Origin of the sequence: Alloacidobacterium dinghuense (assembly GCF_014274465.1) — a bacterium.
Classification (GTDB): Bacteria; Acidobacteriota; Terriglobia; order Terriglobales; family Acidobacteriaceae; genus Alloacidobacterium; species Alloacidobacterium dinghuense.
Window position 1 is genome coordinate 4,753,705 of the sequence record NZ_CP060394.1, and the last position, 24,246, is coordinate 4,777,950.

26 protein-coding genes are annotated in these 24,246 nt (G+C 57.6%); 14 read left to right on the plus strand and 12 right to left on the minus strand.

Annotated elements, in window-relative coordinates:
* Positions 1-5 precede the first annotated feature (5 nt).
* Positions 6-2,477: an ABC transporter permease gene (locus H7849_RS19715; protein WP_285288903.1), complete on the plus strand. Its 2,472-nt coding sequence runs from the start codon at positions 6-8 to the stop codon at positions 2,475-2,477.
* 336 nt (positions 2,478-2,813) lie between these two features.
* A complete protein-coding gene (locus H7849_RS19720; protein ID WP_186741824.1) occupies positions 2,814-3,488 on the plus strand; it encodes an alpha/beta hydrolase in 675 nt (224 codons plus the stop codon).
* A gap of 81 nt (positions 3,489-3,569) precedes the next feature.
* Here H7849_RS19720 and H7849_RS19725 read toward each other — a convergent pair whose 3' ends face one another.
* Entirely contained in the window at positions 3,570-3,929 is a 360-nt protein-coding gene (locus H7849_RS19725; protein WP_186741826.1) for a DUF1493 family protein, read from the minus strand.
* Between the two features lie 231 nt (positions 3,930-4,160).
* Between H7849_RS19725 and H7849_RS19730 the strand changes: the two genes are divergently transcribed.
* Positions 4,161-4,748 (plus strand): histidine phosphatase family protein, encoded by a 588-nt coding sequence (locus H7849_RS19730; RefSeq protein WP_186741828.1) that lies wholly within the window; start codon positions 4,161-4,163, stop codon positions 4,746-4,748.
* A 165-nt stretch (positions 4,749-4,913) separates the two neighbouring features.
* Here H7849_RS19730 and H7849_RS19735 read toward each other — a convergent pair whose 3' ends face one another.
* The 3 genes from H7849_RS19735 to H7849_RS19745 all read right to left on the minus strand — a co-directional run bounded on the left by H7849_RS19735 (position 4,914) and on the right by H7849_RS19745 (position 6,558).
* Positions 4,914-5,471 (minus strand): hypothetical protein, encoded by a 558-nt coding sequence (locus H7849_RS19735; protein WP_186741830.1) that lies wholly within the window; start codon positions 5,469-5,471, stop codon positions 4,914-4,916.
* A 425-nt stretch (positions 5,472-5,896) separates the two neighbouring features.
* On the minus strand, positions 5,897-6,331 hold the full coding sequence (locus H7849_RS19740; RefSeq protein ID WP_186741831.1) for a TA system VapC family ribonuclease toxin: 435 nt from the start codon (positions 6,329-6,331) through the stop codon (positions 5,897-5,899).
* The gene (locus H7849_RS19745) at positions 6,328-6,558 is read right to left on the minus strand and encodes a ribbon-helix-helix domain-containing protein (protein WP_186741833.1); all 231 of its coding nucleotides are present in this window, start codon (positions 6,556-6,558) and stop codon (positions 6,328-6,330) included. Before H7849_RS19745 ends, H7849_RS19740 begins: the two co-directional genes overlap by 4 nt.
* A 65-nt stretch (positions 6,559-6,623) precedes the next feature.
* Between H7849_RS19745 and gluQRS the strand changes: the two genes are divergently transcribed.
* The gene (gene gluQRS / locus H7849_RS19750) at positions 6,624-7,472 is read left to right on the plus strand and encodes a tRNA glutamyl-Q(34) synthetase GluQRS (protein WP_251106366.1); all 849 of its coding nucleotides are present in this window, start codon (positions 6,624-6,626) and stop codon (positions 7,470-7,472) included.
* Positions 7,473-7,649: 177 nt separating this feature from the next.
* Positions 7,650-8,570: a transposase gene (locus H7849_RS19755; RefSeq protein ID WP_186741835.1), complete on the plus strand. Its 921-nt coding sequence runs from the start codon at positions 7,650-7,652 to the stop codon at positions 8,568-8,570.
* Positions 8,571-8,949: 379 nt separating this feature from the next.
* Here H7849_RS19755 and H7849_RS19760 read toward each other — a convergent pair whose 3' ends face one another.
* Positions 8,950-9,564 carry a DinB family protein gene (locus H7849_RS19760; protein WP_186741837.1) on the minus strand — a complete coding sequence of 205 codons (615 nt, stop codon included), beginning with the start codon at positions 9,562-9,564 and terminating at the stop codon, positions 8,950-8,952.
* A gap of 219 nt (positions 9,565-9,783) precedes the next feature.
* On the opposite strand from H7849_RS19760, the gene H7849_RS19765 reads away from it, so the two are divergent.
* The gene (locus H7849_RS19765; protein WP_251106358.1) at positions 9,784-10,926 is read left to right on the plus strand and encodes an IS481 family transposase; all 1,143 of its coding nucleotides are present in this window, start codon (positions 9,784-9,786) and stop codon (positions 10,924-10,926) included.
* 132 nt (positions 10,927-11,058) lie between these two features.
* Here the strand turns inward: H7849_RS19765 and H7849_RS27140 are convergent, their stop codons facing one another.
* Positions 11,059-11,190, minus strand: a complete 132-nt coding sequence (locus H7849_RS27140) for a hypothetical protein (RefSeq protein WP_285288904.1) — start codon at positions 11,188-11,190, stop codon at positions 11,059-11,061.
* A gap of 276 nt (positions 11,191-11,466) precedes the next feature.
* Between H7849_RS27140 and H7849_RS19770 the strand changes: the two genes are divergently transcribed.
* Positions 11,467-11,772, plus strand: coding sequence for a hypothetical protein (locus H7849_RS19770; protein WP_186741839.1), 306 nt, complete (start codon positions 11,467-11,469; stop codon positions 11,770-11,772).
* Between the two features lie 73 nt (positions 11,773-11,845).
* On the opposite strand, the gene H7849_RS19775 is transcribed toward H7849_RS19770, so the two are convergent.
* Entirely contained in the window at positions 11,846-12,082 is a 237-nt protein-coding gene (locus H7849_RS19775; RefSeq protein WP_186741840.1) for a hypothetical protein, read from the minus strand.
* A 476-nt stretch (positions 12,083-12,558) separates the two neighbouring features.
* On the opposite strand from H7849_RS19775, the gene H7849_RS19780 reads away from it, so the two are divergent.
* The 4 genes from H7849_RS19780 (at position 12,559) to H7849_RS19795 (ending at position 17,657) form a co-directional block, all read left to right on the plus strand.
* Entirely contained in the window at positions 12,559-13,932 is a 1,374-nt protein-coding gene (locus tag H7849_RS19780; RefSeq protein WP_186741842.1) for a right-handed parallel beta-helix repeat-containing protein, read from the plus strand.
* Between the two features lie 190 nt (positions 13,933-14,122).
* Positions 14,123-15,265, plus strand: a complete 1,143-nt coding sequence (locus tag H7849_RS19785) for an IS481 family transposase (RefSeq protein ID WP_251106358.1) — start codon at positions 14,123-14,125, stop codon at positions 15,263-15,265.
* A 292-nt stretch (positions 15,266-15,557) separates the two neighbouring features.
* Complete coding sequence (locus H7849_RS19790) at positions 15,558-16,556, plus strand: hypothetical protein (RefSeq protein ID WP_186741844.1); 999 nt, start codon at positions 15,558-15,560, stop codon at positions 16,554-16,556.
* 75 nt (positions 16,557-16,631) lie between these two features.
* The gene (locus H7849_RS19795) at positions 16,632-17,657 is read left to right on the plus strand and encodes a methyltransferase (RefSeq protein WP_222439691.1); all 1,026 of its coding nucleotides are present in this window, start codon (positions 16,632-16,634) and stop codon (positions 17,655-17,657) included.
* A gap of 232 nt (positions 17,658-17,889) precedes the next feature.
* On the opposite strand, the gene H7849_RS19800 is transcribed toward H7849_RS19795, so the two are convergent.
* Both H7849_RS19800 and H7849_RS19805 read right to left on the minus strand, forming a co-directional pair.
* The gene (locus H7849_RS19800) at positions 17,890-18,948 is read right to left on the minus strand and encodes an amidohydrolase family protein (RefSeq protein ID WP_186741846.1); all 1,059 of its coding nucleotides are present in this window, start codon (positions 18,946-18,948) and stop codon (positions 17,890-17,892) included.
* 73 nt (positions 18,949-19,021) lie between these two features.
* Entirely contained in the window at positions 19,022-19,639 is a 618-nt protein-coding gene (locus H7849_RS19805) for a TetR/AcrR family transcriptional regulator (RefSeq protein ID WP_186741848.1), read from the minus strand.
* Between the two features lie 200 nt (positions 19,640-19,839).
* Here H7849_RS19805 and H7849_RS19810 point away from each other — a divergent pair, with 200 nt between their 5' ends.
* Complete coding sequence (locus H7849_RS19810; RefSeq protein ID WP_186741850.1) at positions 19,840-20,247, plus strand: hypothetical protein; 408 nt, start codon at positions 19,840-19,842, stop codon at positions 20,245-20,247.
* A gap of 79 nt (positions 20,248-20,326) precedes the next feature.
* Here the strand turns inward: H7849_RS19810 and H7849_RS19815 are convergent, their stop codons facing one another.
* On the minus strand, positions 20,327-21,400 hold the full coding sequence (locus H7849_RS19815) for a PP2C family protein-serine/threonine phosphatase (protein ID WP_186741851.1): 1,074 nt from the start codon (positions 21,398-21,400) through the stop codon (positions 20,327-20,329).
* 167 nt (positions 21,401-21,567) lie between these two features.
* On the opposite strand from H7849_RS19815, the gene H7849_RS19820 reads away from it, so the two are divergent.
* Both H7849_RS19820 and H7849_RS19825 read left to right on the plus strand, forming a co-directional pair.
* Positions 21,568-21,774: a hypothetical protein gene (locus tag H7849_RS19820; protein ID WP_186741853.1), complete on the plus strand. Its 207-nt coding sequence runs from the start codon at positions 21,568-21,570 to the stop codon at positions 21,772-21,774.
* Positions 21,758-21,934: a zinc-binding dehydrogenase gene (locus H7849_RS19825; protein WP_186741855.1), complete on the plus strand. Its 177-nt coding sequence runs from the start codon at positions 21,758-21,760 to the stop codon at positions 21,932-21,934. Before H7849_RS19820 ends, H7849_RS19825 begins: the two co-directional genes overlap by 17 nt.
* Before the next feature lie 39 nt (positions 21,935-21,973).
* Here H7849_RS19825 and H7849_RS19830 read toward each other — a convergent pair whose 3' ends face one another.
* Positions 21,974-22,828 carry a class I SAM-dependent methyltransferase gene (locus H7849_RS19830; protein WP_186741857.1) on the minus strand — a complete coding sequence of 285 codons (855 nt, stop codon included), beginning with the start codon at positions 22,826-22,828 and terminating at the stop codon, positions 21,974-21,976.
* Between the two features lie 147 nt (positions 22,829-22,975).
* Complete coding sequence (gene glgA / locus H7849_RS19835; RefSeq protein WP_251106367.1) at positions 22,976-24,193, minus strand: glycogen synthase; 1,218 nt, start codon at positions 24,191-24,193, stop codon at positions 22,976-22,978.
* Positions 24,194-24,246: the final 53 nt, after the last annotated feature.

Genomic DNA, 24,246 nt, shown 5'->3' on the forward strand with positions numbered 1-24,246 from the left:
ACCCAGTGGAATCCTTTAAAAGCCAGCTGAGACAGGTTTTGCGCAGACTATGGCGTGCGCCCATGTTTACGTGCATCACATTGATCACTCTCGCCGTCGGCGTCGGCGCCAATACCGCGGTCTTCAGCGTCCTCGAAGGCGTCCTGCTCAAGCCTCTCCCCTATCCCCATCCCGAACGACTCGTCGGCGTGTGGCACACAGCTCCCGGCCTTGGCCTTCAAGACGTGAACATGGCTCCGTCGAATTACTTCATCTACCGCGAGCAGAACCGCACATTTCAGGACATCGGCCTCTACCAGGGCGATTCGGTCAGCGTAACCGGAACAGCGGAGCCGGAGCACGTGAACGCGCTCGATGTAACCGATGGCCTGCTGCCCGTACTCGGCGTTTCCCCGATGCTGGGCCGCTGGTTCAATCGCACCGACGCCACCACAGGCAGCCCGGATACGATCCTGCTGACCTACGGCTACTGGCAGCGCAAGTTCGGGTCCGATCGCTCCATCGTCGGTCGCACCCTCACCGTCGATGGCAAGCCGCGCCAGATCATCGGCGTCATGCCGAAAGAGTTTCAGTTCCTCGACTGGGAAATGCCCGCGATCATCCTGCCCATCCAGTTCGATCGCAACAAGACAACCCTCGGCCAGTTCAGCTATGAAGGCATCGCCCGTCTCAAGCCCGGCGTAAAGCTCACCGAAGCCAATACCGACGTAGGCCGCATGATTCCCACCGTCTGGGATAGCTTCCCCACGCCTCCCGGCTTCAGCATTGGCCTATTCAAGAAAGCGCAACTAACGCCCAAAGTCCGCCCGCTCATGCAGGATGTAGTCGGAGATGTCGGCAAGCTTCTCTGGATCCTCATGGGCAGCATCGGCATGGTCTTGTTGATCGCATGCGCGAACGCTGCAAATCTCTTGCTCGTTCGCGCCGAAGGCCGCCAGCAGGAATTTGCCATTCGCTCCGCACTCGGCGCCAGCCGGGGCCGCATCGGTGGCGAGTTGCTCCTCGAGAGCATGGTGATCGGGTTGGCTGGAGGCGCACTCGGACTCGCTCTCGCCTATGGCGCCCTGCGTGTTCTGGTAGCGCTCGCTCCGGCAGGGCTTCCGCGTATCGACGACATAGGCATCAACACTCCCGTGCTCATCTTCACTCTGATTGCTTCGCTCTTCGCGAGCCTTCTCTCCGGCTTGATTCCCGTCATGCGATACGCGGGCGCGCGCTTAGGACTGGCGCTTCGCGAAGGCGGACGCGCACAGAGCCAGGGACGCGAGCGCCATCGCACCAGAAACACTCTGGTCGTCATTCAGGTTGGTCTCGCCTTTGTGCTGCTCATCTGTTCGGGCCTGATGGTGCGCACCTTCCGCGCCCTGATGCACGTCAGCCCTGGATTCTCCGATCCCGCCCACGTTCAAACCTTCCGCATCACCATCCCCGAAGCCGAGGTCTCCGACGAGCAGAAAGTCGTGCGCATGCAGGAAGCCATCGCACACAAGATCGAGGCCATTCAGGGCGTATCCTCGGTTGCGCTCACCAATTCCGCGCCCATGGACGGCGGCCAGTGGCAGGACCCGGTCTTCGCGCAGGACCGCGCCTACGCCGAAGGAGATTTCCCTCCGCTCCGCCGTTTCAAATTCGTCTCGCCGGGAGAATTTCAGACTGTGGGCACTCCATTCATCGCCGGTCGTGACTACACCTGGACCGATCTCTACGACAGGCGTCCCGTCGCCATCGTCTCCGAGAATTTCGCGCGCGAGTATTGGCGCAGCCCGTCCAATGCGCTCGGCAAACAGATACGCGTCAGCACGAAAGATGACTGGCGCGAGATCGTCGGCGTCGTCGGCGATATACACGATGACGGCATGAACAAGGACGCGCCCTCCATCGCCTACTGGCCGCTTCTCCTCAACCATTTCGAGAGCGACATGGTGCACGTGAGCCGCACCGTGGTGTTTGTCATCCGCAGCCCGCGCGCAGGTTCCGAGAGCCTGATGAAAGAGGTGCGGCAAGCCGTATGGTCGGTCGACGCAAACCTCCCGCTCGCCGACGTTCGCACCGAGGGCTACTTCTATTCGAAGTCGATGGCGCGCACTTCCTTCACGCTGGTCATGCTCGCCATCGCAGGCGGCATGGCATTGCTCCTCGGCATCGTCGGACTCTACGGCGTCATCGCGTATTCCGTTACGCAGCGCACGCGCGAGATCGGCATCCGCATCGCCCTCGGCGCGCAGCGCAAAGACGTCACCGGAATGTTCGTCCGTCAGGGATTGATTCTGGCCGGAGCAGGCGTCATCTGCGGACTGATCGTCGCGGTCGCCGTCACGCGCCTCCTGTCCTCGCTGCTCTTTCACGTGAGTCCAATGGACCCCATCACCTACGGCTCCGTCTGTCTGGGACTCGCCGCAGCCGCTGCGCTCGCCAGCTATGTGCCGTCGCGGCGCACAACAGCGGTGAACCCGGTCGACGCCCTGCGCGCCGAGTAGCGGGCTGGCCTCATTCAAAACTCGAGGTCGTCATTCTGACGACCAACGGGAGGAAGAATCTCAGCGATGCACGCGTAACACAGCAGCACGTTCAAGCAGCCGCTCGTTCCTCTCCACCCGCGCAATATGCACACGCCCCCAGCCACAAATCTGTTCCAGCACCGGAGCCAGCGTCCATCCATACCTCGTAATCGAATACGCACGCACGGCGGCACGCGTTTCTCTTCATGCCTTTCAAGAATCCCGCGCACCAGCTCCTGCAGGTGCCGGATCAGCATGCGTTCCGCTCCAGGCGCATGAAGGAGAACAGCATATCCAGCTTCGTATAATTTCCGCATGTCAGCGCTACGCTCCCTGCCTCTTGCCTTCATCCTCACGATGCTCGCGGCAGCGCAGCAAACCATCTCGTTTCCAACCAAAGATGGTGGTCAAGTATGTGGTGACCTTTATGGTCAAGGTGATCGCGCGGTGGTCCTCGCCCACGGCGGCCAATTCAACAAGGAGAGTTGGAAAGAGCAGGCACAGGTTTTAGCAACGAAAGGATTTCGAATCCTTGCCATTGATTTTCGCGGATTTGGCTGCTCGACAGGCCCCGGCCAGGCAGATTTCTTCACTGCCCCGTTTCCGAACGACGTGCTTGCCGCCGTTACCTACTTGAAAGCGCACGGCGCTAAAACCGTATCGGTCATTGGTGGGAGTTTCGGCGGCGCAGCCGCTGGAGATGCGTCCATCATGGGAGCACCGGGTGAAATTGATCGCATCGTATTTCTGGGCGCTGCGCCCAACCTCTCCGCAGAAAAGCTGAAGTCGAGGGCGCTGTACATTCTTGCGCGCGAAGATCGCAGTGGAGACGGCCTGCGACTCCCTGGGATTCGTGCCCAGTACGAGAAGACTCCCCAGCCGAAGGAACTCATCATCCTTGATGGTTCTGCTCACGCTCAATTTCTGTTTCAAACAGACCAGAACGACAGAGTCATGCGCGAGATTGAACGATTCCTATCGACGCCCTAGCTGGGCCGAATCCGACGGCAATACCGACATCTCGGTGCGTACTTCCGTGTTGCCGGCCACACGAACATTTCGCGGTAAAGTCTACTTCGTTACGGCCTTTGCTTTCCGCACCGCCTCGAACAGCTCCCCAACTGTGAACTCACGGACCGTTGGTTCCACGCCGAACAGCGAGGTAAATCGGAATGGGAATATGTCCCAACCTTCGGAGTGAAAGAGGTATTCATTCGGCCCGAGGTTGAACGTCTCGCGCAGTCCTTTTTCCTCAGAGGCGAGCGTTACACGAAAACGTTTCTCTGTGGCTTCTAGCAAGTCGCTTCCGTCGTCCCCAGTCAGTCCCAAATCGCGCTCGAACTGCGTTTCCGGCGAAATCCTCTTCCGGTCAGGAACCTGCCGGTACTCCCGAATGAAGTCAGCGAACTCGTCAAACTTCAGTTCATCCATGGCAGCAATACTTGCTCAAGTGTACCGCCCCGGTTGTCGGCAATACTTCCCTTATGGTTTCTGGTCTGAGGAATTTTTGGGGCCATGACATCACACCGCATGTTGCCACATTTTGAAAGAGTTGGTTCATGATCGGGAATACCGGAACGCCGCTGCATTGAGTCAGTAGATTCGATCGTCCTGCGTTTAACACGGCTGCGGTAAATTCAATGGTGCAAATGGAGTGAAGACATGTCCGACCATAAAGTACGGCTTTGGCTGATTCGACATGGCGAAACAGAATGGAGTTTATCCGGTGCGCATACCAGCAGGACGGATATTCCTCTAACCGACAGAGGACGGGAACGCGCTGCGCACATGGCAGATCATCTGCACCAGCAGCAGTTTTCTCTGGTGCTGACCAGTCCGCGCCAACGTGCACGCGAAACCTGTAGCATCACGGGCTATGGTGATGTTGCTCAGATCGATTCCGATTTAAGCGAATGGGATTACGGAGAATACGAAGGCCGCACAACCGCTGACATCCGAAAGGAGCAGCCTGGGTGGACGATCTGGAAGAACAATCCTCGTGAAGGCGAAACGCTTGCACAGGTAAAAACCAGAGCCCAATCGATCATTGATCGGTGCACAGCTTCAGTTGGACAAGTCGCGCTCTTCGCCCATGCCCATATTCTCCGCATACTGGCCGCCACCTGGATCGGTCTACCGCCGGAAGGGGGCAGTCTATTGGCATTGGGAACAGGGTCGGTGAGCACACTCGGATTTGAACGCGAGACACGCGTCATCGAGACCTGGAATCGCTCATTCGAACTTGAGTAATCGTCTAATCTCATCAAGCCGGAGCTTCAAACCGGGAGCACCATTGTAAGAATTGGGCGCTTGCTCTGGGCAGACGAATACATTTGCGCAGACCAAACCGTCATCTTCACTTTTCGCCTGCGTCAGCGCGGCGGACCATACATTCCGTATTGCCGGTGATCAGGATCAAGGTGCATCGAGCGTCCGGGTTCCTTTGTTTGCGACACGCTCCAGATATTCGGCCCGGGAAATTTGCCCCCTCTTGAGCATTCCCAATTCCAGCTTTTGTCTCTGACGTTCTATATAGGCACCAAACAGGGGGCGAATGATTCGACGGCCTATGCCCATCCAGCGAAAGCGTTGTAGGTGGTAATTGCGCTCGAGGCGCACCTTCCAAACATCCGCCACGTCCTCCTTTTCACGGTGCTCCGGGCGAACAGCACGATGAATGTGGTGTCCGATTTCATGGAAAAGCACGTCGGACAGTCTTCCCTCACGGATGTAGGGAATTCTCAGCCACCATCCCTTTTCCCAACCCCGAAGGGCGTTGTCCACGAATATTTCGATCCAGGCAGAGCTGCCGCGAGACGCCCCGTGATATGCGCCGCTTGCCGTAGCCAAGCTCACGTTGCGCTTTCTCGATTTGACTCTGATATCGCGACGTTTACCCGAAAGGCCGCTTGAGTTGGAAAGCACTACCTCACCCAATCCCACCAGATAGTTCTTGGGCACCGAATCGAGCATGCGGCGAACAATTGGCGCTGGATCAAACGGAGGCTCGTAACCAGAGAAGGAGACGATCACTTTCGGCGATCTAGTTTGGTTCTCGAATGACGCCCCATCGCTTGAGTTCTTCACATGTCAAAGAATAATATATGGGTCGTCAGAGATACGGACGTTTCAAGCACCGGAAAATTCCCAATGAGCACCGTCGCCTCCTCGCGAACTCCGCGTGCTGAACGCGAAAGAATCTTGGCTTCTTGGAGACTCCTTGTTACGTTAGATTGCTTTCCGGACATATCCATTCGCTAGACTAACCCCGTGACCTCACCCTATCGTGGCCGCCTCGCTCCTTCGCCCGCTGCCGCATCTTCTTCCTCGTTGGTGGCGATGGTCTTCCTGCTGAAGGGAATTCTCCTAGATGACCAGAACTGTCAGGGCCGCAGGATTCAACGAATCACATGCAGCGCCTGGGGTCCGTTCATCACGGCATCTGTAACCAGACGCTGGTCAAAAGTTGCCAATTGGCCTTCATGCGCGCGCGCGAGCGCCAGAAGATAGCTATCCGTAACCTGCGCGGAGTCCAGCAGACGATCCGCGGTCACATGCTCCCGGTCAAACAGAGACAGATCGTCGGGCCAAAACATATGTCCGGGCAGTTTTCGGAATGAGGTCAGCAAGTCCGCAACCGCTGCAGGACTGCCCGGGGAGTTTGGATATCGGAGATGCCCGACAATTCGCACGACTCCGTTTTCCGTGAGCGGGCACGTGGCCCAGGCCATTCGTCCCTTCGACGCAAACCATTCGTGTGCGCGGTCATGCTGAACGTGAACAGGATCGATCAGCGCAATCAGCACATTGATGTCGAGAAGGAACCGGGTCACATCAACTCTTCGCGGAGTTGATGGACTAGTTCTGAAGTCACCCGCGTCGCACCTTTACGCACTTCGAGAAGCGGCACGCCATTTCGTGTTTCGGCTTTCGATGCGACGGGCACCAGCGCGCGCCTTGCGAGAGCAGAGATCACCTCCCCGACAGACTTTTTCTCCATGGCAGCCATCTCTTTGGCAGCGCTGAGGACATCGTCGTCGATGGAGAGGGTGGTTCGCATCGTCATCAAACATCATACATCAGATGTTCATAAATGCACCATTTCTGTTGCGCTAGACTAGCCCCGTGATCTCACCCTATCGTGGCCGCCTCGCTCCTTCGCCCACCGGCCTGCTGCATCTCGGCCACGCACGGACGTTTTGGACCGCCTACCAGCGCGCGCAGCAGGCGAATGGCGTCCTGGTGATGCGCAACGAAAACCTTGACCCGCAGCGCTCAAAGACCGAATACACAACCGCCATGTTCGAAGACCTGCGCTGGCTTGGCATCTGGTGGCAGGAAGGACCGGACGTCGGCGGCCCTTACATCCCCTACGTCCAGAGCCGGCGGCGAGAGTTCTATCTCGAAGCATGGCGAAAGCTGGTGCAGACGGGCTTCGTCTATCCCTGCCGATGTTCGCGCAAAGACCTGGCGCGCAGCGCGCAGGCTCCGCATGACGAAGACGACGAGCCGATCTATCCCGGAACCTGCAGACCCCGGCACGCAGCGAGCGGCGAAATCGCCGTACCCGAATCGCCCGCACGCCTGAATTGGCGCTTTCGCGTTCCCGACGGCGAAGAGATTGCCTTCGCAGACGGCCATCTCGGGCAGAAAAGCTACCTCGCCGGGCTCGATTTCGGCGATTTTCTCATCTGGCGGCGCGATGATGTTCCCGCCTACCAGCTCGCTGTCGTCGTAGACGACGCAGCCATGCGAATCACGGAAGTCGTGCGCGGCGCCGATCTCTTGCGCTCCGCCGCACGACAGCTTCTCGTCTATTCCGCGCTGGGCCTGGAGCCGCCCGCGTGGTATCACTGCCCGCTGATGCTCGACGCAACCGGCCAGCGCCTCGCAAAGCGGCACGACGCCCTTTCCCTGCGCGCCCTGCGCGAACAGGGCAGAACCCAGGAAGACGTCGTCGCCATGCTCCGCTGAAATGGCTGTCACCCCCTTCCTGCAAAATTTTTATGGTGATCCCTTGACGGAGGTGGAGTTGGACCGTTTGTCCTGCGCAGCAGGACAGCGGTGAAAGAGCGGTGGGCTAAACAGGCTGCGGAAAAAGACTCTTTAGAGTCACTGTTTATGCAGCGGAGGATGAAGTAAGAAACAGGCATGGGTGGAGATGAGGAACAACAGAGTGGGATGTTCAGTTACGTAACGATGGAGGCTTGGATTGCATGGGATCATCCGGCGCGTCAGATTCGTTCGTTGGTGGACCGGGCATGGCAGCGGATGGACGGGGAGTTGGGGAAGCTTTATGCGAGCACAGGCCGTCCGTCGATTGCCCCCGAGCGGCTGCTGCGCGCGCAGTTGCTGCTGGCCGTGGTGGAAGAGGCCCGGGCTCACCAGTGGTTGAGCGAAGCGCACTTCACGGTGGACGGGACGCTGATCCAGGCCTGGGCTTCGACGCGCAGTTTCCAGCCGAAGAAGGAGCCGCCGCAAGCGGGCTCGGGAACTGGCGACGGAGGCCGGATTCGGTTGCGCGACAAGGTGGAGTCGAGGACCGATCCGGATGCGCGGCTTTACCGCAAGGCGGCGGCTGACCGCAGTGTTCCCAGTTATCTGGGTCACGCGTTGATGGAAAACCGCAGCGGATTAGTGATCGCAGCCGAAGCCAGTCTGGCCGCGACGGATGCGGAACGGAGGGCGGCGATCAGGCTGCTGGACCGCGGGGTGGCGCGTCCGGCTGGGGGCAGGTTTACGCTGGGGGCCGACACCCAGTATCAGGCAGCGGAGTTTATCCAGGCGCTGCGGGAGCGCTCGGTGGCTCCGCACGTCAGCGAATATGTGCACGGGAACCTGGGCAAGAATCACCTTACGGCGGCGGAGAGGTCCGATCCGTGGCGCTCAGTAAGTCAGCGCAAACGCAAGTTGATCGAGCGGGTCTTCGCCTGGAGCAAGTTGCACCGGGGGCTGCGGCAAGTGAAACTGCGCGGACTGGAGCGCGTGGACTGGTTCTACCGGCTCACCATCGCTGCATACAACCTGGTGCGCATGCGAAGGCTGATTCCGATGCAAAGCATGGCCGCTTAGGGCCGAAGTGTCTCTGGAGGCCACCAAAACGCCTTTCCAGAGACAAAAACCGCAACCGCAACAAACCGCTGCACAGGCTCAAAGCGCGAAAAAACTCTTCAGCAAGACCATACCAAGCTGAAAGCAGTCTTTTTCCGCAGCCTGTGAAGCCCTTCTTTGCCAGGCCTAACGCGGGGCTGAAGCCCCGCTCTTCTACCGTCGTCCTGCTTTCGCAGGACAAATGGTCTACTCCGACCTCTGTCAAAGACATTTAGCTCGATTTCTTCTGCCAAAGGGGCTTGATATGGTTTTTAGGTTAGGAACTACCCCTACTCGTTAGGAACTCTACCCCTACTCAAGGTGAAAGAAGAAGGCTTGAATGGACCACCCGTTATCTCATTCACCGGACCTTTAACCCGTATTTCTGCGTCATCGGAGGAACGATGCCGTTCATTCGCAGGTACTCGACGAGCTGCCCGTAATGGTCGGTGATGTGCCAGACGGAAACGACTGAAATCCCGAGCTTGGTGTTCGGTCCCGCGTAGCGGCCTTCGACGCGGTCGAGCGCGTTTTTCTCTGTGAGCGTCGCCAGGACGCGGTTGGAGTAGTCGAAAGAAGACTTCAGGTACTGGATCAGTTCTGCTTTCGTTTTTGCCGGATCGTGGCCGCCCTTCTCGCAGTCGTCGGGCGGCTGCCTGCCCTCGAATTCGTTGAAGAAAGCGAACTGGGCGCAGGCGACGTGTTTTACCTGCTCGCCGAAGCTGCGGACTCCGTCGAACTTTCCCGCAGTGGGGATGAACGAATACTTGTCCTCGGGCATGGCTTCGGCAACGCCGAGAAAATCTCCTTCGGCGAACTGGAGAGTGCTGCTGATGCTTTCGGCGATGGATTTGGGGATGTCGGTCTGCTGCGCGGCTTGTTTGGAAGTGGATTCCTGCATAGTTTCGGATTTTACGGTCGAAGTTAGCACAAGGCCACACACGATGAGCAGAGCGGCGAGACGCAGAATGTTCACTCTGTCCTCCAGGAACTGCTGACGAGAGTGTAGCCTCAGGCTGGATGCTCTGAACACTGAGACATGTTTTTGCTCGTCTGGCAATCTAAACTACCCACACAAGCCAAAAGAATGTTCAGTGCCATGACATGCTTTCCAGGATGTTTCTAGTCATCCTTTACACTCCCTGCGCGAGCGAAGCGAGAGCAGGGAGTGAGACTGAGGATGCCTTGGAAGACGATGGACGTGCGGGAACAGCGGGTGCGGTTTGTGGTGGCGGCGTTGCGCCGTGAGCGGAGCTTGAGCAGCTTATGCCGGGAGTTTGGCATCTCGCGTCCAACTGGGCGGCTGTGGGTCGAGCGCTATCGGGCTGGCGGGGTGGAAGCCATCGCGGAACGCAGCCGACGCCCCCTGCACAGTCCACAGCAGACCGCGCCGGAGGTGGAAGGGCGTGTGATCGAGCTACGCCTCCGCTATCCCGACTGGGGTGCGCGCAAACTGCAGGTATTGCTCGAGCAATGCGGGACACGTTTGCCCGCAAGCACCATCCATCGCATTCTGCTGCGCCATCAACTGGTGCGCCCCGAGGACCGGCATCGCCCCGCGCCCAGGCGCTTCGAGCGGGCCGCGCCCAACGAGCTGTGGCAGATGGATTTCAAGGGTCCCAAGTCGTGGCACCAGCCGATCGGACCGCTTTCCATCCTGGATGATCACAGCCGTTATGTGATCGCGCTGGAGGCGGTGGGCAGCACCCAGGCCGAGCCGGTCCGTGTGCGGCTGGAGCATGCCTTTCAAGAGTGCGGTCTGCCCGAGGCCATGCTGATGGATCACGGCGTGCCCTGGTGGAGTTGGGCCGGACCACAGGCGGCGACGACAGGACTGGCGCTGTGGCTGATCAAACAGGGCATACGCCTCTGCTGGAGCGGCATCGGGCATCCGCAGACGCAAGGCAAGGTGGAGCGCTTTCACGGCGCGCTGGAACGCGCGCTCACCCGGCGTGGACTGCGTGGCCACGCGCCCCAGCAGTGGCTGGACCGCTATCGCTGGGAGCACAACCATCTGCGTCCGCACGAAGCCCTGGGCATGCAGACTCCAGCCAGCCGCTGGCGCCCCAGTGAGCGGCGCTACGATCCCAACCCGCCGCGCTGGCAGTACCCCGAGGGAGCCTGGGTACTGAAGGTCGACTGTCAAGGCAAGCTGGAGATCGCCGATACCAAGTGGCGCATCGGTCGCGCTCTGGCCGGTGAATGGGTGCAGATCCTCCCTGTCGAACAGCGGCTCCAGGTCTATTACTGCAACACCCTGATCCGGGAACTCGATCCCGCCATCCAACGCTCGACGATCGTCGAGCGTTGGATACCAGCTCAAAACCCTCGACCCTAACTGGAAAGAATGTCCAGAGACAAACTGCAAACGATGTCGTGTAACTTGACATTCTTTTGGCTTGAGTGGGGCAGTTTGTCAATCCTTCGAAAGAGCAAACTCCCAAAACAGATAGAGGTGCGAAAGCGCGTTTCAAGGGTAAAAGCCGGCGACTTCAGTCCCCGGAATAAAACCGTCGAAGGCGACCACCTCGCTGCCGTAGGCCTGAGCGCAGGCAAAGCCGAAGTGACTCGACGGCGAAATCGGGTAAGCTGGCCGATTCAAGCCTCTTCCAATTCAAGTCTTTACGTGATGGCCCATAACCCATGCTGATCGGATCAAGGTCCCCGTTTGCCAACCATAGGATATGCGGTCTATATTCAACAACGCCATCTAGTAGTCACGAAACGGTTCGATGGCAAAGGCCCTCCCATAACGTCAGCAAGTGAACCGTTTCATAACTTGTCATCCCAAATTCGCTCACCATCAACAAACTTGAGCAGCACGACGTTGGAGCCTGGACGCAGAGTCGCCAGGTAGCTCAGGAATAGGAGTACAGTTATGCATCTGACACCAGAACAACTTGAGCAAGTCAATAGTGAAGTGAAGAGATTCGCAACGGATCTCAACCTCTCCTCTGATCAGAAAGAAAAACTGCAAACTGCTTTTCAGGATGCTCGAGGAAAGCTGGGCGATTACATGAAGGACCATCCCGGTATCACGAAGGCCGATATCGTTAAAGAGGTCTCAGGTCAGCGTGACCAGATTCGCAAGCGTGTAGTGAACTTCCTCAACCCGGACCAACTTAAGAAATGGGACAGCGAGATCGCCAAGGCCAAGGATTTCCTCGGCCATCACATGGCATAACTAGATTTCTCAATCCGCTCGGTGGCGGCCCACCTTGTTCGCCACCGAGCCTTTGCCGACTCCCCCTGCGCCGTTATTCGCATTCAAATTGGGGACGACTTCCTTTGATGTGGCCATGGCTCACGCAGAGACCGAGCGCTTCATTTCGCAACAACTCCCACAACTCTTTAACCAGGGCGACCTGGAGCACTTCGTTGTACTGCATCCACTCGCACTCAAACGCGATCGGAAGCATCGTCATGCCGCAATACGCAAGCCTGTTTCCGTCGCGGGGACGCGGGTCTATGAGATTTGCAAGATTCGGGATCATCGCATCGCCATCCTTAGCCAGGAGTTGTTTTTAGCTCATCGGGGGTTAGCGAGCGCTCCCTAAATATAAGTGAAAGGGTGACGTGGAGCGCTCAAGCCTTGCTGTTACTGCTAACACTATGGAGCATCGACAAGAGATGCGCATCCCGAACCAGAGTGTTTTTGGACTACCACTTCTAAGGCGTCCGACTCTACCCTGAAGCCTCAATGTAGACACCCCAGTACCTGGCGGAATGGGCCAAATCATGGCGACACCGCAACGAACGCCCGCGAGAAACTTGCATTTTCCCGCCCTGCCCGATTTTTCCATTGAGCGTCGCACAACTCTGCATTAGAATCCCCGCGCTGGAAATTTCAGGAAACACCTCGACTGAACCGGTTCCCCCAATTCATAACTTCGCCGCAGAAATGCTGCACGTCCTTCGCTCGTCGGTCCGATGCTGTCCTGCGGCTGAGCAACCAAAGAGAGGATTCCCCATGCATGCTTCTCGCTTCCTTCTGTTGATTCCCTGCTGTGCCCTCCTCGGCATGAGCCTTACTCCAGCGCTCAAAGCAGCCAATCTCTGCGTCCACCACCATCCTGTTCCCGGCTGCTACACATCCATCCAGGCAGCCGTCAATCACGCCGCTCCCGGAGACACCATCAAAGTTTCGCGCGGCACTTACAAGGAATACGTAACCATCGGCATTCCAATTTCCATCCTCGGTGAAGATGCCGATTCCACCATCGTGGACGCCACCAACCAGCCGCACGGCTTCTTCGTAGACGGCTTCGACAACGCCAACCTCGCCAACGTCACCATCAGCGGCTTCACCGTAGAGAACGCGCTTTTTGAAGGGATTCTTGTCGTGAGCGCTTCGAATGTTACGATCCGCGACAATCAAGTCAACAACAATGACGCCACTTCAGGCCTGAGCTTCACCGGTGCACCCACGGGATGCCCCAACCAGCCCGGCAATGGGGTCTACGAGAACGACGAGACGGGCGACTGCGGCGGCGCGATCCATCTGATAGGAACGGCCCATTCCACCCTCTCTGACAACTCCATTACAGGCAACGCCGACGGCGTCCTCATCAGCGACGAAACGGCGGAAAGTCACGACAACCTGCTCATCCACAACGCCGTCATCGACAATCCATTGGAGTGCGGCATTGTCCTCGCCTCTCATCCTCCCACCGGACACACCGCGCCTCCGTTCGCTCCTCACTTCGGCGTCGATCACAATACCGTCGCCGAGAACGTCTCGATCGGCAACGGAGTGCAGATCGGGGGTTCCGGCGCAGGTCTCTTCACCGACGGCATGGGAACTGGCCACGTAGTCGGCAATGTCATTATTCATAACAAGCTGGTCGGCAATGGTCTCGGAGGCGTCGCTCTGCATACGCATGTGGGTCCAGCTTTCGGACTGCCCGCGGATGATATGGACGACAACGTCATCGTCGGCAACTTCATCGCCAGGAACCTTCCCGACCAGGCTGACACCGCCACCCCCGGCAACGTGGGAATCAACATTAATAGTGGCGGTGGCGGCTCCCCCGTTCACGGCACCGTCATTGCATACAACATCATCCGCGATGAGGACGTAGACATCGCGGTGAACACTCCGACTGAGGTCGATATCCACCTCAACGATCTGGGCGGCGGCAAAATCGGCGTCGCCGATGTTTGCGCGTTTGACAAGGCAACCATTTGTAACGGCACGATCGAAGCCAGTGAAAATTATTGGGGATGCCCTCATGGTCCCGGATCTGCCGGCTGCGCCACGGTCAGCGGCTCAGATATCAGCTTCGTGCCCTGGCTTCAAAAGCCGCCCGAGCATGCTGATCATGAGGAGCACGATCGCGACTAGCTCGACTGTCACTACCAGACTTGTTCCACTCAGAATATATTCATCCTTGCGACGAGCCGGGTGCCCCATTCAAGCCTTCTTTTTGTTCAGTGCCATGACATGCTTTCCAGGATGTTTCTAGTCATCCTTTACACTCCCTGCGCGAGCGAAGCGAGAGCAGGGAGTGAGACTGAGGATGCCTTGGAAGACGATGGACGTGCGGGAACAGCGGGTGCGGTTTGTGGTGGCGGCGTTGCGCCGTGAGCGGAGCTTGAGCAGCTTATGCCGGGAGTTTGGCATCTCGCGTCCAACTGGGCGGCTGTGGGTCGAGCGCTATCGGGCTGGCGGGGTGGAAGCCATCGCGGAACGCAGCCGACGCCCCCTGCACAGTCCACAGCAGACCGCGCCGGAGGTGGAAGGGCGTGTGATCGAGCTACGCCTCCGCTATCCCGACTGGGGTGCGCGCAAACTGCAGGTATTGCTCGAGCAATGCGGGACACGTTTGCCCGCAAGCACCATCCATCGCATTCTGCTGCGCCATCAACTGGTGCGCCCCGAGGACCGGCATCGCCCCGCGCCCAGGCGCTTCGAGCGGGCCGCGCCCAACGAGCTGTGGCAGATGGATTTCAAGGGTCCCAAGTCGTGGCACCAGCCGATCGGACCGCTTTCCATCCTGGATGATCACAGCCGTTATGTGATCGCGCTGGAGGCGGTGGGCAGCACCCAGGCCGAGCCGGTCCGTGTGCGGCTGGAGCATGCCTTTCAAGAGTGCGGTCTGCCCGAGGCCATGCTGATGGATCACGGCGTGCCCTGGTGGAGTTGGGCCGGACCACAGGCGGCGACGACAGGACTGGCGCTGTGGCTGATCAAACAGGGCATACGCCTCTGCTGGAGCGGCATCGGGCATCCGCAGACGCAAGGCAAGGTGGAGCGCTTTCACGGCGCGCTGGAACGCGCGCTCACCCGGCGTGGACTGCGTGGCCACGCGCCCCAGCAGTGGCTGGACCGCTATCGCTGGGAGCACAACCATCTGCGTCCGCACGAAGCCCTGGGCATGCAGACTCCAGCCAGCCGCTGGCGCCCCAGTGAGCGGCGCTACGATCCCAACCCGCCGCGCTGGCAGTACCCCGAGGGAGCCTGGGTACTGAAGGTCGACTGTCAAGGCAAGCTGGAGATCGCCGATACCAAGTGGCGCATCGGTCGCGCTCTGGCCGGTGAATGGGTGCAGATCCTCCCTGTCGAACAGCGGCTCCAGGTCTATTACTGCAACACCCTGATCCGGGAACTCGATCCCGCCATCCAACGCTCGACGATCGTCGAGCGTTGGATACCAGCTCAAAACCCTCGACCCTAACTGGAAAGAATGTCCAGAGACAAACTGCAAACGATGTCGTGTAACTTGACATTCTTTTGGCTTGAGTGGGGTATCGGTGTCCTCTGGCCAGCCCTAAGGTTGCAAAGGGGCTCACCGAAGAAAAAGGATTCCGGCAAGAGTTCTCGTTCTTATTGACAGACCAAAATCATCGCTTCATAATCGGTCACCTCTCCCCTAATTGATCGTCTCCCCCACAATCGGGTGCTCCCGCTTTCGACCACGTGATTCGTAAAGGGTCCTGAACATCGCCACGACAACAGGAAAGGGAATCATGAATACTCCACGCACGAGTGTATGGCTCGCGAGTATCGTCCTTGGCACAGCCTTGATGGCGGCGCCTGCGGAATTGGCTTTTGGTTCAACATCTGCCAGCGGCGCTCAGGAAGCCGCCTCTGTCAACACGCATCCCATTGCCGGACCAAACCGTCCCGCCAATGTGCCCGACGGATACGTGATCACACCGTTCGGTTACTTCCATGCATCCTGCGTACGAAGCCTGGTCAAAGGCGAAAGACTGATGGCCGACGGACGCCTTCAGCATGCGGACGGAAGCATCGACGAGAAGGCCGCCGTCTGCAGCTATCCGCACTACCAGCGCAACGGAGTCTCCAGCGCAGGAAACACCAGCACATCACCTGAAATCAATGGCTGGGTCGAAAACGCCAACTTCACCACAGGAACTCCGAGCAAAACATACGGCTCTCTGGTGTCAGGGTGGATCGTGCCACCGCAACCCGCGGCAAATGATGGTCAGGTTCTCTACTTCTTTCCCGGGTTCGAAGATATCAACGACCCCCAAACATCCATCCTTCAGCCCGTGTTGGGTTGGTATCAGGGACAGTGGACGATTGCCAGCTGGAACTGTTGCCTGAACGGCATTACGACAAACAGCCCAGCCGTGAGCGTAAGTCCCGGCGACCTGATCTATGGTTCCATCACGAGCAATTGTGGAGCGGGAAGCGTCTTGTGTTCCGGCTGGAATGTGCTCAGCGTCGATCTCTCAACCGGGCAAAGCACGATCCTGGCCAACACTCCCAGCGATGGGCAGGCATTCAATTGGGCCTTCGGGGGCGTGTTGGAAGCCTATTCCATCGTCAGGTGCGAGGACTATCCCTCAGACAGGCGGCTGACTTTCGAAACAGTGGTTTTCAACCAGGACCTTAATCCCATTCTCGATCCGAAGTGGGGCAAAGCCGTCAATAACAATGGCACCCCACAGTGTAACTATGGCGTAAAACCGGACCGTCTCAAGGTGACAGTTGACTACTAGAAAGCATCGTTTTCTTCTGCGCCGTGTTTTTCCTCACGGATATAATCAACGGACTTTATCCCGAGGAGAAATACGTTGAACTCACAAGCAGGTTCGGCCACACCGGATCACATCATGCAGATCGGTCTGGGATTCTGGGCATCGAAGGTACTGCTGAGCGCCGTCGAAATGGGAGTTTTCACCGAACTGGCGCATGGGCCGGAGCAATTCGACAATTTAGCCGGACGACTCGGCCTGCATCATCGCTCGTCGCGTGACTATCTCGACGCGCTCGTCGCCCTCGGCTTTTTGCAGCGGTCAAATGGAGTCTACTCCAACACTCCTGAGACCGATCTTTTTCTCGACCGGAATAAGCCGGGCTATCTCGGCGGCATCCTCGAGATGGCGAACGCGCGTCTCTACGGCTTCTGGAACCACCTCACCGAAGCGCTCCGCACCGGACGGCCGCAAAACGAAGCCAGGGACAACAGCGGTGAATCCCCATTTGGCGCGCTGTATGCCGACCCCGCCCGCCTCAAGTCATTTCTCGCCGCCATGTCAGGCATCAGCCACGGTGCCAACGTCGCCATCGCGAACAAGGTTCCCTGGGCTAACTACAAGACATTTGCCGATGTGGGAACCGCGCAAGGAGATCTCGCCGTTCAGATCGCCCTCGCCAATCCTCATCTCAAGGGAATTGGATTCGACCTCGCGCAGGTAGGCCCAACCTTTGAAGAATATGCCGAAGCCAACGGAGTCCACGACCGCCTTACCTTCCAGCCGGGAGACTTCTTCACCGAAGTTCTGCCGAAAGTCGACGTCATCACCATGGGCCATATCCTGCATGACTGGGATCTCGAAGAGAAAAAAATGCTCATCGGCAAGGCATACGATGCCCTCAATCCCGGTGGAGCGCTGGTTGTCTACGATGCGATCATCGATGATGACCGGTCAAGGAATGCCTTCGGCCTGCTGATGAGCCTGAACATGCTGATTGAGACCAGTGGAGGATTCGACTACACCGGCGCTGAGTGCATTGAGTGGATGAAAGCCGCAGGCTTCCGTGATGCCTATGTAGAACACCTGGTAGGTCCAGACTCGATGGTCGTCGGCTTCAAATAGCTAGTCGGCAATATGCCGGGTGCCCCTTCAAGCCTTCTTTTGGCTTGGGTGGGTAGATTAGCTCGCTGGCAGTGTCGATCCTTCAGAAAAGCAAAAATTATCAAAACAAAAAGAGGCGCAAAGCGCCTTCAGGTAGAAGCCGGGGACTTTAGTCTCCGGAATAAACCGTCGCCGCAGGCGACCGCCTCACTGCCGTAGGCGGGAGTGGAGGCAAAGCCGAAACGGCTAGGACTTACCTCACCAGAAAGGACAACATCATCCGCGCCATCTTCGCTTTGATGTTCGCTTTGAAAGAAAAGAAAGAATGGCTTGAGCCTCTCTGCGAATGCGTAGCAGACGAGAGTCTGAGGACACGTTCAGCGTTCCGATACGCAAGCTTCTCTCTGTCCTCGTTGGATAGCTGGGCCTTCCTGAGAAAATCCACGCCCTCGAAATTGTCACCGAAGGGATCATCGACCGAGAACAGGACGTTATCGATTCCGAGCTCTGCAACCGCGCACTGCAGAGCCGCCTGATCGAAAAAGCCGCTCGTCGTAATGAAGACATTTGCGCGCATGTAACAGAGCAGACTCTTCTGCATGCCCTTCTGTTCTTTCAGAAGCCAGTTGCCCATCGTAATCGCGGCATTGACGCGCTTGAGGGTAAACGGAATCAATTCGCCCATGTGCCCAACGATGATTTTCAGGCGCGGATAACGATCGAAGACACCGCTCGAAATCAGCTTAAGAAGATGCGTCCCCGTTTCGACCTGCCATCCCCAACTCTGCATCATCGCAGGAGAGTCTTTGTAGTACGTGTCGATGATCGACTGAGGTGGATCGGTCGGATGAATATAGATCGGGACATCCAACGCTTGCGCTCGCTCAAAGATCGGCGCGAACGATTCCTCGTCCAGATAGCGCCCTTGCGTGTGACCGTTAATGAGCGCCCCTTTAAATCCAAACTGAGTCACCGTCCGCTCCAATTCATCGGCAGCGTCCGCAGGTGATTGCATTGGCAGCATCGCAAAACCGGCGAAGCGTGTCGGGTACTGGCTGATGCGCTCAGCCAGCCAGTCGTTGACCTCACGGGATAAGCGAATAGCTAAATCACATTCAAGGGCCTGCACGCCGGGCTGAACATGAGATAGCACTTGCAAATCAATGCCGGCAGCGTCCATGCGGCGAATTCGATCTTGCCCAACATTGGTAAGACGATCTCCGACCATGTCGAGCAACCTGACGTACGCCGGCGAATATAACGCCCGCAGTTTGTGGTGCAGGAACGCTTCTTCGAGAGCAATGACTCGCATCACTCAAAGTATACTCTCATTAGTTAACTATAGTTAACTAATGACATGCGCCGCGCGCTCCCTAAGAAAACCGCTATTGAAACCCGTTCCAGACCATCCGGTGGAACATCTCATCCATGGTCGCAGGCGATTCTTTCGTGCCGCGATCCATCCACCATCGCAACAGCGACAGCAAACTCCCGGCCAGCGCAAAAGTGCGGGCAGTCAATTCACGCTGCGGAAGCTTCGGCAGCCGCTTCAATTCCTTGAGGCGTCGCTCAATCCCGCGAGCAAAGTATCCTTCCGCGAGTTCGAAAAAGTCGTCGAGTCGGCCCGAGTCCTCCAGCATCCGATAAAACTTCTTCTGACTGCCAATGTGCTCAAACATCTCTGCCACGGGCACAACCCGGTGTGATTCTTCCTTGCGCACACTGAGCGCTGTGCTCATCATTTCCAAAAACTGTTCAAACTGGCTGAGCAGCAAATCATCCTTGTCGCGGAAGTGAAGATAAAACGTGGACCGACCAATCGACGCGCGATCCAGCACCTCCTGTACCGTCACATCATCCATTGACTTCTCCTGAATCAACGAGACCAAAGCGCTGCCAAGCCGAGCATGCGTACGCCGTATACGCTGATCCGGTGCGCGTCGCCGCTTCTCTTCTTTCTGCTCGCCATGATCCTGAACTCTGGAGTCCACATTTCTGGACATTGGCTGCCTCTTTGTTCAACAACGCGAAACTCGCTCTCGACTTCGTAACAGATTCTCGCTACATTGCGAATCATATGACAAACCGCTGCTCACAACAGAACAACATTTTCATGTCAGCGAACGAAAACCGTGAGACAGCGGCGCGTCGTTTGAATTTCATCGACGGCATCCCGTGCCGTCGAGATGCAAAGGAGAGAACCATGAATCGGAATCGCTTCCGCTTACTTGCAATCGGGACCATGTTGATCGTCGCGCTCACTCTACCCGCGCAACAGACTCCCGCTGGATCAGGTAGTACTGACCAGCACAGCGCGCAAAGCGGTATGCCATCAGTCGAACAGCATTTGAAAGTGCTGTCTGAGAAGCTTGATCTCACTGACGACCAACAGTCCAAAGTCAGGCCCATTCTCCAGGAGATGCATGACGGTATGCAGAACGTCATGCAAGACCAAAGCCTGTCGCCGGAAGAGCGTCACGAGAAGATGAAAGCGTTGCACATGAAAGCAGACAAACAGGCTCGCGAGATCCTCAACGACGACCAGAAGAAGAAACTCGATCAACTCGAACAGGAGCCGCACCCGGAACTGCACGGCAATCCGAATGCGTAACCCGCAGCCGCAACCGCAACCATCATAGATCTGAAGAGACCCATCTTCACCTGTGATGGTTCGGCGGCTTGGAAGCAACCTACAAGACTTTCAAAACCACCAGCGTCAGATCATCCGCCTGTTCCGTCTCTCCGGCAAACACCGCTACCGCCTCGGAAACATGAGCCACCACCTGAGCCGCCGACCCGCCGCCATCCCGGCAAATCACATCTTCCAACCGATCCACTGAGAACTCTTCGCCCTGCTCGTTCTCCTGTTCCGTCACGCCATCCGTGAAGAGCGTGAGAATATCGCCCTGCGCAAGCGTGAGCGAAGTGTCTGAATACTGCGCGTTCGGCAGAATCCCCAGGATCGGGCCGCCGGCTTCATCTAAGAATTGCGACTCGCACGAGCTCGCGCGCAGCAGCACCGGCGGATTGTGCCCCGCGTTCGCGTATTGCAGCGTGCGCGTCACGCGATTCAGCCGGGCATAAAACATCGTCACAAACGTCGCCGCGTTGGTGATCTGCTTCAAAATCTCATCCAGGTCTTGAATCACCTCCGAGGGCGCTTCCAACTCGCGCGCGCGCAATCGCAGCGCAACGGCAAGCGAGGGCATCAACAATGCAGCCGCCGCGCCCTTGCCCGAAACATCGGCAATCACCACATCAATCACATCATCCGAGACGGGGAAAAAATCGTAGTAATCGCCGCCCAGCATCCGCGCCGTCTTCATCTTCGCGGCAATATCGACTCCCGGCAAAGTAAGGGGCTTGGGCAAGACGCGACGTTGCACCTGCGCAGCAAGAGCAAGGTCGCGCTCATAGGCGTCGCGCTGCTCGCGTACCTCCTCGGCCATGCGGTCGCGCTGCTGCGCAATCAGCGTCACAAGAAAGCCAACCACGACGAAGCTCGCCAGATAGACAACATTGTGCACGATCCGCCAGTACAACGAAGGAGCAGGAGGACCGAAAATATCCCCGAGAAAAGTGCAAATCGTTCCCAGCCCGATCGTGAAAGGAAGGGGATTGACTAAAGCGCAGAGTGCAATTGGAAGCACATAAAGGTAGGCAAGGGAAACATCCGCAACGATCAGCCAATCGGTGTAGGCCACGGCAGCAACCGCCGCGACCACGACAAAGTTCAGCAATCCCGCGACACGCTGCTCGCCCATGCGCCACGCCTTCTGCGGCCCGTGCCGCGTTATTCCTGCGACCTCAAACGCAGGGTCACTGCATCGCACGAATTGTACCTGACTACGCAAGCTCGGCCAGACCACCGAGGCGCTGCCTTTTGCGTCCTCCTGTATTGCAACTCCATCCAATCCGCCAGGAGATTCCAATGCCCAAAGCTGTTCGCTTTCGTGAAATAGAGGGTCCGGAAGTTCTAAAGCTTGAAGAAGTGCAACCGCAGAACCCCGGCAAGGGCGAAGTGCGGCTGAAAGTACAGGCAATCGGACTGAATCGCGCCGAGTCGATGTTTTATCGCGGACAGTACCTCTATCAGCCCAAATTTCCCGCGGGGCTTGGATATGAGGCGGAAGCTTGACGCGGCGAAGAAGTACATCTACGAGCGCCTTGAGGATGGGCGTTTCCAGCCGAAGATTGCGAAGACATTTTCGTTTGCTCAGGTGGTCGAGGCGTACCAGTATCTTGAGTCGAGTGCCCAGATAGGAATTCGTTATCACCGTGCCCTGAAAGCGAGCTAAGCCTCCACGGTCTGTTACCGTGGAGGCGCCTATGCAATGTCAGGCCTGAGCAGTCGGCTGTTTCAGAATGATTCCGAACAGTCCTTTCTTGTTGAAGCGCCGCAAGTCCGGATGGAGCGGCTCAGCCTCACAAACCATCGATAGATGACCGGAAAATGTCTGCGTAAAAGACCGGAACCCCCAATTGGCATCCACGTCATCAACAACCAAAGCGCCATTCGGTCGCAGCACCGCCCATGCGCGATCGAGTTTGAAACGCACGTTCCGTTCGCTGTGCAGACTGTCGTGAATGAAAAGATCAATCTGGCCCAGGTGGGAAAGCAGCTGAGGCAGATGCCGCCGGCTGGAACCCTTGATGTAGGACCATCGCTCAGCACAGCGTCCGCGAACAGCGACGCCAACCTGCTTCCGCCACGGCCTTTCCAAAGGTGGAAGGTCAATGCTGCTGAGCCTGCCGCTGCCATTCTTCTCAAGCGCCTCCAGAATGCAGCGGGAGGTCACTCCATGAGCAACGCCAGTCTCGACTACATTCTTCGGCTTCAGGTGGCGAACCAGACACCAGATCGCGCGAACAAATCCGGCATCTCCATCATTCCATCTCTGAAAGCTCTCAGGGCCGGGTCGAATTCCTGCCGCTTCCAGATCTCCGATCACACCGCGCCACAATTTCCAGAATTCAGAAGAAGCCTGGCAGGGCAGTGGAACACCGAGGTGCGCATGAAGGCGCTGCTCCCAATTATCATCCGTCTCATAGTGGCATTGCGGACCGCGCCGCTCACGATCGGCTAGATAAACATCTTGAGCTGTACTTATGATTTGCAGCGGATCCGCAGCTATGTCCGTCACACCGCTGATGGGATGTTTGATTAGATAACGCAGAGGTATCCCTAGCATACCTGGCTCTCCTGGGGTGGGTAGCGGTATATGGGCCCAACGAGAGTCTACACCTTGTTCGTTTGGTAATCAGTGAAACTTTGGCCGGTTTAGGATGAGGTGAACGCCTACTCCTCACACACCAAAGAAACGCTCTGCGCCAAAATCTTATTTCCGTCGCGACGCAATCAGCCCGCGATACAAATCAATCGTCTGATCCGCAATTGCTGCCCAGGAGAAGTGTTCTTCAACCCGCTTGCGACCGGCTTGTCCAAACTGTTTGGCTTTCGTCGTATCCGCTAACAAATCAGAAACCTTCGCAGCCAGGTCACGCGCAAACTGATCCGGTTTTGTAGGAAAGCTGGTCACCGGGTCCTGCTCAAAGGGCACGAGGTAGCCGGTCACGCCATCGACCACGACTTCGAGAATCCCACCCGTAGCGCTGGCGACAACCGGAGCCTGACACGCCATCGCTTCCAGATTAATGATGCCGAACGGCTCATAAACAGAGGGGCAGCAGAAGACCGCGCAGTTGCTGTAAAGCTCGATGGCCTCCTGCTTCGTAACCATCTTCTCGATCCACACAACGTTCGGATTGTGAGCGCGGGCTTCTTCCACCTTGCTGCGCATTTCGGCCGCGATCTCTGGCGTATCCGGAGCGCCCGCGCAAAGAACAACCTGCGTATTCTCAGGCATGTAGCGGATCGCGTCGACAAGATGCGTCACGCCTTTCTGCCGCGTAATGCGTCCCACGAACAGCACATACGGCTGGCTAAGATTCACGCCGAATCCCGGAAGCGTCGATGTATCGCTCGTCTTCTGATATTGCGCCAGATCAATGCCGTTGTAGATCACGTGAACGCGATCCGCCTGCACATCGGGATAGGCGCGCAGAATATCCTGCTTCGTTCCTTTTGAGACAGCAATGACCGCGTCCGCATCGAGGATCGCAGTCCGCTCCATCCACGAACTCATCGCGTATCCGCTGCCAAGCTGCTCCGCCTTCCACGCGCGCAACGGCTCAAGGCTGTGCGTAGTAAGGACAAACGGAATGTTGTGCAGCTTCTTGCTCAGAAAACCGGCCATCGATACATACCACGTGTGCGTGTGTACGATATCGACGCCGCTCAGCGATTTCACCTGCGCGAGATTGAGACTCATCGCCTCCAGCGCCGTGGTAAATTTCTGCGGCTCGCCTTGCGCGAGCTTGTCCCACGGCTGCGCGCCGCGCACTTGCAGATTGCCCTCATCCGAATTCTGATCGCCCCAGCAGTGTACTTCGACTTCGATTTTCTTTGCCAGCTCACGGCTCAGATATTCGACGTGAACTCCGGCGCCGCCGTACACATTCGGCGGATACTCGCGGGTCATGAGTGCTGCTCGCACTGTTGTCCTCCCGTGACGCGTGACTCAGGTGAGATGCATCTTTCAACTGCCGG